The sequence below is a fragment of the Streptomyces antioxidans genome (genome assembly GCF_000968685.2).
Taxonomy (GTDB): domain Bacteria; phylum Actinomycetota; class Actinomycetes; order Streptomycetales; family Streptomycetaceae; genus Streptomyces; species Streptomyces antioxidans.
This window is the reverse complement of the sequence record NZ_LAKD02000187.1, coordinates 1-7,680: the sequence shown is the minus strand read 5'-3', so window position 1 is coordinate 7,680 and position 7,680 is coordinate 1. Positions and strand designations below refer to the sequence as shown.

Here is a 7,680-nt window from a genome sequence, read left to right as displayed (position 1 = left end):
GGTGCTGGCTGTGGTGCCGTCCTACCGCCCCCAGACCCCGCCCACCCCCCGCACCGTCCCCGAACGACAGGCACCGCCCATGCACCAACCGCCGTACGAGCCCCTGCGCGGACCGGACTTCTCGTCCTACGCCCCCGAAGAGGTGGGCTGGCTGCTCCAGGACTTCTCCCACGTCACCCTCGAGGCGCCCACCGAGGAGCGGGAGGAGGCGATCCAGAGCGGGGGCGCGCACTACGCCGAGTCGCTGCCCGTGGAGTACCAGCCCGACGAGCGCTACCAGGCGCTGTTCCGGGCCGCCCTCGACGCCTCCGCCGCCCGGATCGCCCGCGCGGTCGGCGCGGTCACCGAAACCGTGCTCGCCGAGCGCTCCCCGCGCCCCGTCCTCGTCTCGCTCGCCCGCGCCGGAACCCCCGTCGGGGTGCTGATGCGCCGCTGGGCGCGCCACGCCCACGGGCTGGACCTCCCGCACTACGCGATCTCCATCGTGCGCGGGCGCGGCATCGACACCGCCGCGCTGCGCTGGCTGGCGGACCACCACGACCCGGCGGACGTCGTCTTCGTGGACGGCTGGACCGGTAAGGGCGCCATCACCCGCGAGCTGTCGGACGCCCTCGCCCCGTACCCGGACTTCGATCCGCGGATCGCGGTCCTCGCCGACCCCGGCCGCTGTGTGGACACCTACGGCACCCGGGACGACTTCCTCGTCCCCTCCGCCTGCCTCAACTCGACCGTATCCGGGCTGATATCGCGCACCGTGCTCCGCGCCGACCTCGTCGGCCCGAACGACTTCCACGGCGCGAAGTACTACCGCGAACTCGCGGGCTCGGACGTCTCGGAGCACTTCCTGGACACCGTCTCGGCCCGCTTCGCCGAGGTCGCCGAGGCGGCCCTGGCCGACGCCGGGCGGCTCGCGGCCACCGACCGCACCCCCACCTGGGAGGGCTGGGCGGCGGTCGAGCGGATCAGCCAGGAGTACGGCATCCACGACGTCAACCTCGTCAAGCCGGGCGTCGGCGAGACCACCCGGGTGCTGCTGCGCCGCGTCCCGTGGAAGATCCTGGCCCAGCGCGGCGCGGGCGCGGACCTGGACCATGTGCGGCTCCTCGCCGAGCAGCGCGGAGTGCCGGTCGAGGAGGCCGACGACCTCCCGTACACCTGCGTCGGACTGATCCACCCGCGCTACACCCGGGGCGCGACCGGGGCCGACGGAAAGACGGTCGGCACGGCTTCCGACCCGGCGGCCGGCGAAGCTTCCGACCAGGCGGCCGACCCGGCGAACACCGCGAACACGGCGGGCTCCGCCGCCAGCAGACACGAGAGAACGGTGGCGGCACGATGAGCGTTCTGGTGGCAAGCGACCTCGACCGCACCCTGATCTACTCCGCCGCCGCGCTCGGCCTGGAGATGCCGGACGCCGAGGCCCCGCGGCTGCTGTGCGTCGAGACGTACGGAGGCAAGCCACTGTCGTACGTGACCGAGACCGCCGCCGGACTCCTCGCCGAGCTGGTCCGCACCTCCGTCTTCGTCCCCACGACCACCCGCACCGTCGAGCAGTACCGCCGCATCCGCCTCCCCGGCCCCGCCCCCCGCTTCGCGATCTGCGCCAACGGCGGCCAGCTGCTGGTCGACGGCGAGCCCGACGCCGACTGGCACCAGCGGGTGCGCGGCGCCGTCGACGACGGATGCGCCCCCCTGGAGGAGGTGCGCGCCCACCTCAGCGCCACCGCCGACCCCGTCTGGCTGCTCAAGGAGCGGGTGGCCGAGGAGCTGTTCGCCTATCTCGTGGTGCGGCGGGAGCTGCTGCCCGAGGGGTACGTCAAGGAACTCACCCAGTGGGCCGACCCGCGCGGCTGGACGGTCTCCCTCCAGGGCCGCAAGCTCTACGCCGTGCCCAAGCCGCTCACCAAGAGCGCGGCCGTCGCCGAGATCAAGAGCCGCACCGGAGCGGACGAGGTGCTGGCCGCGGGCGATTCGCTGCTCGACACCGATCTGTTGCTCGCGGCCGACCACGCCTGGCGCCCCGGCCACGGCGAACTGGCCGATATCGGCTGGTCGGCGCCCCAGCTGACGGTGGTCGAGGAGAAGGGCGTCGCGGCGGGCGAGGCCATCGTCCGCGCCCTGGGCGAGCGTTCCTCCGTCACCTGGGCGCGCGCCCGCAGCCAGATCATCCGCGCCGTTTCCCGCGGCCGGGACTGATCAGCCGCACCGCCACCCAGCCCAGCACCGCGAGCCCGGCCGCGCCCAGCACCGCCTTCGAGTAGACCGCCCCCGAGGGCGTCCATCAGGCCGGTGGCCCAGTCGGTGATCCGATCAGTCATGGCCGGAACGCTAGGAATCGGCCACCCTCCGGAGCCATGAGGCGGTCCGTCCGGTTCCCCGGCCGTCCCCCCACCGGCAACCTGCGGAAATCCTCAGTGCCACGGCCGGTCCCGGCCGCTAGCGTTTCCCCCATGAGTGCCACCAAGGGGAGATGGCCGCGGCGCGCGGTGCGGCGCGCCGCCGGGCTGCTCGCGGGGGCCGGTACGGCGCTCATCGCGCTGCCGTTCCTGGTGGCGGCGGGGCTGACCCTGCAGTCCGTGCCCTGGCCGGGCGCGCGGCAGTGCGTACTGCGGCCGTTCACGGCGGGCGCGGCGCGGCTGACCGAGCTGGAGCGCCGCAGACTGGCCCGGTTCCTGGACATCGAGGTCACCTCCGGCTACGACGGCCATCAGGCGCTGCGCTATCTCGTGGCGCGCACCGCCGTCGGGCTGCTGGGTGGTCTGGTGCTGCTGGCCGGGCTCATCGGCATCGCCCCCGGTGCATTCCTCCTCTGGGGCTGGCTGTTCGGCTATGCCTTCGACAACCTGATCAACGTCGTGACCAGCGGTATCGGCGGCCTCTTCCTGCTGTTCCTCGCCGCTCAGGGGGTCCTCGGCGTCGTCGGCCTGGAGGCGCGGCTGGCGCGTGACGTCCTCGGTCCCGGGACCCAGGACGCGCTGCGGCACCGCATCGAGCAGCTGGCCGTCAGCCGCGCCGGGGTCGTCGAGGCGGTCCACGACGAACGGCGCCGCATCGAGCGCGATCTCCACGACGGCGTACAGCAGCGGTTGGTGGCGCTGGGCATGCTGCTCGGCCGGGCCCGCCGCAGCCAGGACCAGGACAAGGCGCACGCCCTGCTGGCGCAGGCCCATGAGGAGAGTCGCCAGGCGCTGGACGAGCTGCGCGAGGTGGCCTGGCGGGTCTATCCGACCGTGCTGGACGAGGCCGGGCTGCGGATCGCCCTGGAGACGGTCGCCGAGCGCTCGGCCATCCCCGTACGGCTGGACTACGGGCTCGCGGCCGAACCGATCACGGCGGTGCGCACCGCCGCGTACTTCGTGGTGGCGGAGGCGCTGACCAACGCCCTCAAGCACTCGGGCGCGGCCCGCGTCGACGTCGCGCTGGCGGCCGTGGCCCCGGGCACCCTGACCGTCCGCGTCACCGACGACGGCACCGGCGGGGCCGACCCGGCGGGCGGCGGTCTGCTCGGGCTGGCCCGCCGGGTCGCCGCCCTCGACGGCAGACTGAGCGTGGTGAGCCCGCGCGGCGGCCCCACCACGGTCACCGCGGAGCTGCCCGCCCCGTCCCTGGGCGGTGTGCCGTGCGAGTGATCCTGGCCGATGACTCGACCCTGCTCCGCGAGGGCCTGGTGCGGCTGCTCACCGAGGAGGGCCACGAGGTGGTGGCGGCGGTGGGGGACGGCACCGCGCTGGTGGCGGCGGTCGAGGCCGCACCGGACGTGGACGCGGTGGTGGTGGACGTACGGATGCCGCCGACGCATACGGACGAGGGGCTGCGGGCGGCGCTGGAGATCCGGCGGCGGTGGCCGGGGGTGGGCGTGCTGGTGCTGTCGCAGTACGTGGAGAAACGGTACGCGACGGAGCTGCTGACGGGGGAGGGGGCGGGCGAGACCGACGGGCCTGGGGCTCCCGCGGCGCCGTCCGGGGGAGTCGGCTATGTGCTCAAGGACCGGGTGGTGCAGGTCGACGAGTTCCTTGACGCGCTGGAGCGGGTCGCCACGGGCCGCGCCGCGTTCGACCCGGAGGTCGTCCGCAGACTGCTGGCCCGCTCCACCCGCACCGACCCGCTGAGCCGCCTCACCCCGCGCGAGCGGGACGTGCTCGACGCGATGGCCCAGGGACACGCCAACGCGGCGATCGCCGAGCGGCTGTATGTGTCCCGCAGCGCGGTCGAGAAGCACATCAACGCCATCTTCGACAAGCTCGAACTGCCGGGGAACGCGGGGTACAGCCGCCGGGTGCTCGCGGTGCTGCGCTATCTGGGAAGCTGAACCCGAGGGGAACCGAGGGGAACGGACCGGGCAGCCGAGGAGCCGAAAGGGAGGCCGCGATGGCCGAGAGCAAGAGCACACCGATCACGGCCGAGCTGTACGACTACGTCCTGCGGCACAATCCGCCGCTCGACCCGGTCCTGCGCGAGCTCGTCGAGGTCACCCACCGCGAACTCCCCGGCCACGCCGGGATGCAGTCCGCCGAGGAGCAGGCCCCGCTGCTGGCCTTCCTGGTCCGGCTGACCGGCGCCCGCCACATCGTGGAGGTCGGCACCTTCACCGGCTTCTCCGCGCTGGCGATGGCCCAGGCGCTGCCCGCCGACGGCAGGCTGATCGCCTGCGATGTGTCGGAGGAGTGGACGGCGTACGGGCGGAAGGCGTGGACCAAGGCCGGTGTCCAGGACCGTATCGACTTGCGGATCGCCCCCGCGCTGGACACGCTGCGCGCGATGCCCGCCGAGCCCCATATCGATCTCGCCTATCTCGACGCGGACAAGCAGAACTACATCCCGTACTGGGAGGAGCTGGTGCCGCGGCTGAACCCGGGCGGTCTGATCGTCGCGGACAACGTCTTCTACCACGCGCAGATCATGGCGGCGGAGCCATCGCCCGGGGGCGCCGCGATCCAGGCGTTCAACGACCATGTGGCGGCGGACGCCCGGATGGAGGCGATCATGCTCACCGTGGCCGACGGCCTGACGCTCGCGCGCCGGGTCAGCTGAGCCGCCGGTCGCGGACGCGCCGCAGGAGCCGGGCCCAGCGCCCGGGGGTCTCAGACTGACCGGCGGGCGTGGCGCCGCCGGGCTCGGGCTGATCCAGCGTGCCCCACTTGCCGGGCGGCTGGCCGGACCGTTCAACCGGCGGGGCGCCGGGCTCATCCGGTCCATCCGGTCCACCCGGTCCACCCGGTCCACCCGGTCCACCCGGGGCCTCGGGGGTGAGCGAGGTGCCGGGCTGGGCGGCCGTACCGCCCCGTTCGGCCGCCCGCTCCCGCGCCGAAACCAGCTCGTGCGTATGGGCGGCCTCGCGCTCGGCCTGCTCGGGGTGGCGGCTCACCCAGTACGGATTGTCATGCGGCAGCCCGCCGCTGACCCGTCCGTACATCCCGAACCACATCAGCAGCAGCCCCACCACAAAGCTGAACAGCACGTTCTGCATCCGGAACGCCAGGAAGTTGTACGAGGTCTCCAGCAGCGCCAGATTGACGAACCCGCTCAGCAGGAAGAGCAGCCCGAGCACCAGGTTGAGCGAGGAGGCGAAGTTGCCGCCGATGAGCATGCCGATGAACAGCAGCAGTCCGATGACGATGGAGAGCACGCTCAGCGTGCCGTTGGTGTTGAGCCCGGCGACCGTGTTGCTGCCGGTGTCGAAGAAGCCGACCCGGTGGATCAGGCCCAGGATGCCGAAGGCCACGAGCACCAGCCCCATGAGCCCGGCGCCGACGCGATAGACCTTGCTGAGCCGGTGATCGACGGGCAGCTGCTCATCGAGCGTGGTGTGCGCGCCGATCCGCTCCGGGAAGTGCCGTGCGATTCCGGCGGGATGAGGACCGATGGGGGAGGGGCGGCCCGTAGCCATCTCCGGCCTCCTTGCTGCTGGCGCCGGACCCCGGCCACGCGCGCTTTCGCGGTCGGGGCCGCACCCGTGGACCGCCACGTCACCGCCGCCGCTGCGGCACCGTCACCGCTGCGTCACCGTCGCGTACACGATGTGCGTGCGGACATCCGGAGGCGCGGCACGGGTACGTACTTCCAGGATCCGCCCCCGTCCCCCAGGGCTCAACCGCAGCAGCCACCGCCACAGCAGCCGCCACCGCCACCGCCACCGCCGGACGGGGGCCGGACCGAGGAGGCGGAGGACGACGCGGACGAGGCGCCGGTGACGGCCACGGTGGAGAGCAGCTTCACCGTGTCCTCGTGCCCGTCCGGGCAGGACGCGGGGGCGGAGGACTCGGCCATGGGCCGGTTCAGCTCAAAGGTGGTGCCACAGGCGCGGCAGCGGTACTCATAGCGAGGCATGACAGGAGCATAGCCACCGCACCGCAGGTCAGCCCCCCGAATGAGCCGTGAGCTACGCGGCAGGTCAGCCCAAGCACGAACCCCGGGCCTCGCGGCAGATCAGCCCCCCGAATGGACCCCGGGCCCCGCCCGGGCTCAATTCCCCCCGCCCCGCTCGTCCCGGATCTCCTGGACGACCCGGCCGACGGTCTGCCGTACGGCCTCGGTCTCGGAGAGGAAGTGCCACCAGTCCGGATGCCGCCCCTCAAGACCCGCGATGGCCCGGTCAAGGCGCTCCACGGCGTCGTCCAGCGGGCGCGCGTGGCGCGGATCGGGCGTGCTGCGCCCGGCCATGGCCAGCCGCTGGGCGTCGCGGATCGCGAACCTGGTGCGCTCGATCTCCTTCTGCTGGTCGTACGACACCTCGTCCAGCCGCCGCAGCCGGTCCCCGGCCGCCGAGACGGCCTCGTCCGTACTGTTCAGCAGCGCCCGTACGGTGGCCAGCAGCGCGGTGGCATCCGGCCAGCGCTGCTCCTCGCGCGCCGCCTGCGCCTCCTTGAGCTTCGCCTCGGCCTGCGCCACATCCCGCGCCGCCTGTGCGGGGACGGGCTGCAGATCCTGCCAGCAGGCCGCGGTGTAACGGCGGCGCAGCTCGCTGAGGACGGGCTCGACCCCGTCCGCCCGGGTGGTGATCGCCTGGGCGCGGGTGCGCAGCGACACCAGCCGCTTGTCGATCTCCGCGGCCCGCTCCGGCAGCCGCTCGGCCTCCCCGCGCACCGCCTCGGCCCGGCGCAGCACATCGTCGGCGCGCCGCAGGGTCTCCTGCACACCGTGCTGCCCGGCGCCCTGGTTGAGCTTGGTCAACTCGGGCGACAGCGCCGCCAGCCGAGCCGCCAGATCGTCCGCCCGCAGCCCCGACGCACGCACCGCGTCCAGCGCGTTACTCGCCGCGAGCAGCGCCTGCCGCGCCCGCTCCACCGCCGGTGCCAGCCGGGCCAGCCGGGTCTCGGCCTGCTCCAGCAGCGGCCCCAGCCCCTGCGCGAACCGGTCCAGATCCGCCTTCGTCCGCTCCAGCGCGTCCTTCGCCCTGGCCAGATCGGCCCGGGCCCGGGAGGCCGTGGCCGCGTCCAGATCGTCCCGGTCCAGATCGTGGGCGTCCACCGCCGTGATGTAGTCCTGGCTGACCTGGTCGATCCGCCGCTCCAGCGCCGAGAAGTCGCCCGCCGTCCGGCGCGCGGCGGGCGAATCGTCCACGGCGGTGATCGTCTCGATGGAGATCCGCAGATCCCGCTGCGCGGTGTCCAGCTCATAGAACGCCGCCGCGGCGGCGTCCTTCGCCGCCTGCGCCTCCGCCCGCTGGCCCTCCCCCCGCCC

General features: G+C 73.5%; 8 protein-coding genes. 5 read left to right on the top strand and 3 right to left on the bottom strand.

Features of this window, described 5'->3' with window-relative positions; genetic code table 11:
* From VT50_RS37480 to VT50_RS37460, 5 genes are all read left to right on the top strand, one after another.
* Nucleotides 1-1,339, top strand: a 1,339-nt coding sequence (locus VT50_RS37480) for a cysteine protease StiP family protein (RefSeq protein WP_240529488.1), incomplete at its 5' end; no start/stop codon positions are given.
* The gene (locus VT50_RS37475) at nucleotides 1,336-2,196 is read left to right on the top strand and encodes an HAD family hydrolase (protein WP_046087619.1); all 861 of its coding nucleotides are present in this window, start codon (nucleotides 1,336-1,338) and stop codon (nucleotides 2,194-2,196) included. The genes VT50_RS37480 and VT50_RS37475, both read left to right, overlap by 4 nt.
* 254 nt (nucleotides 2,197-2,450) lie before the next feature.
* Nucleotides 2,451-3,629: a sensor histidine kinase gene (locus VT50_RS37470; protein WP_046087618.1), complete on the top strand. Its 1,179-nt coding sequence runs from the start codon at nucleotides 2,451-2,453 to the stop codon at nucleotides 3,627-3,629.
* Nucleotides 3,620-4,309: a response regulator gene (locus VT50_RS37465; RefSeq protein ID WP_046087617.1), complete on the top strand. Its 690-nt coding sequence runs from the start codon at nucleotides 3,620-3,622 to the stop codon at nucleotides 4,307-4,309. Before VT50_RS37470 ends, VT50_RS37465 begins: the two co-directional genes overlap by 10 nt.
* Nucleotides 4,310-4,368: 59 nt before the next feature.
* The gene (locus tag VT50_RS37460; RefSeq protein WP_046087616.1) at nucleotides 4,369-5,031 is read left to right on the top strand and encodes an O-methyltransferase; all 663 of its coding nucleotides are present in this window, start codon (nucleotides 4,369-4,371) and stop codon (nucleotides 5,029-5,031) included.
* Here VT50_RS37460 and VT50_RS37455 read toward each other — a convergent pair.
* The 3 genes from VT50_RS37455 to VT50_RS37445 all read right to left on the bottom strand — a co-directional run.
* Nucleotides 5,024-5,887 (bottom strand): DUF4383 domain-containing protein, encoded by an 864-nt coding sequence (locus tag VT50_RS37455; protein WP_046087615.1) that lies wholly within the window; start codon nucleotides 5,885-5,887, stop codon nucleotides 5,024-5,026. The two genes, VT50_RS37460 and VT50_RS37455, sit on opposite strands and share 8 nt — an antisense overlap.
* 200 nt (nucleotides 5,888-6,087) lie before the next feature.
* Nucleotides 6,088-6,327 (bottom strand): FmdB family zinc ribbon protein, encoded by a 240-nt coding sequence (locus VT50_RS37450; protein WP_046087614.1) that lies wholly within the window; start codon nucleotides 6,325-6,327, stop codon nucleotides 6,088-6,090.
* Between the two features lie 135 nt (nucleotides 6,328-6,462).
* Nucleotides 6,463-7,680 (bottom strand): coiled-coil domain-containing protein (locus VT50_RS37445; RefSeq protein WP_079343982.1); only part of this gene is annotated, 1,218 nt, incomplete at its 5' end.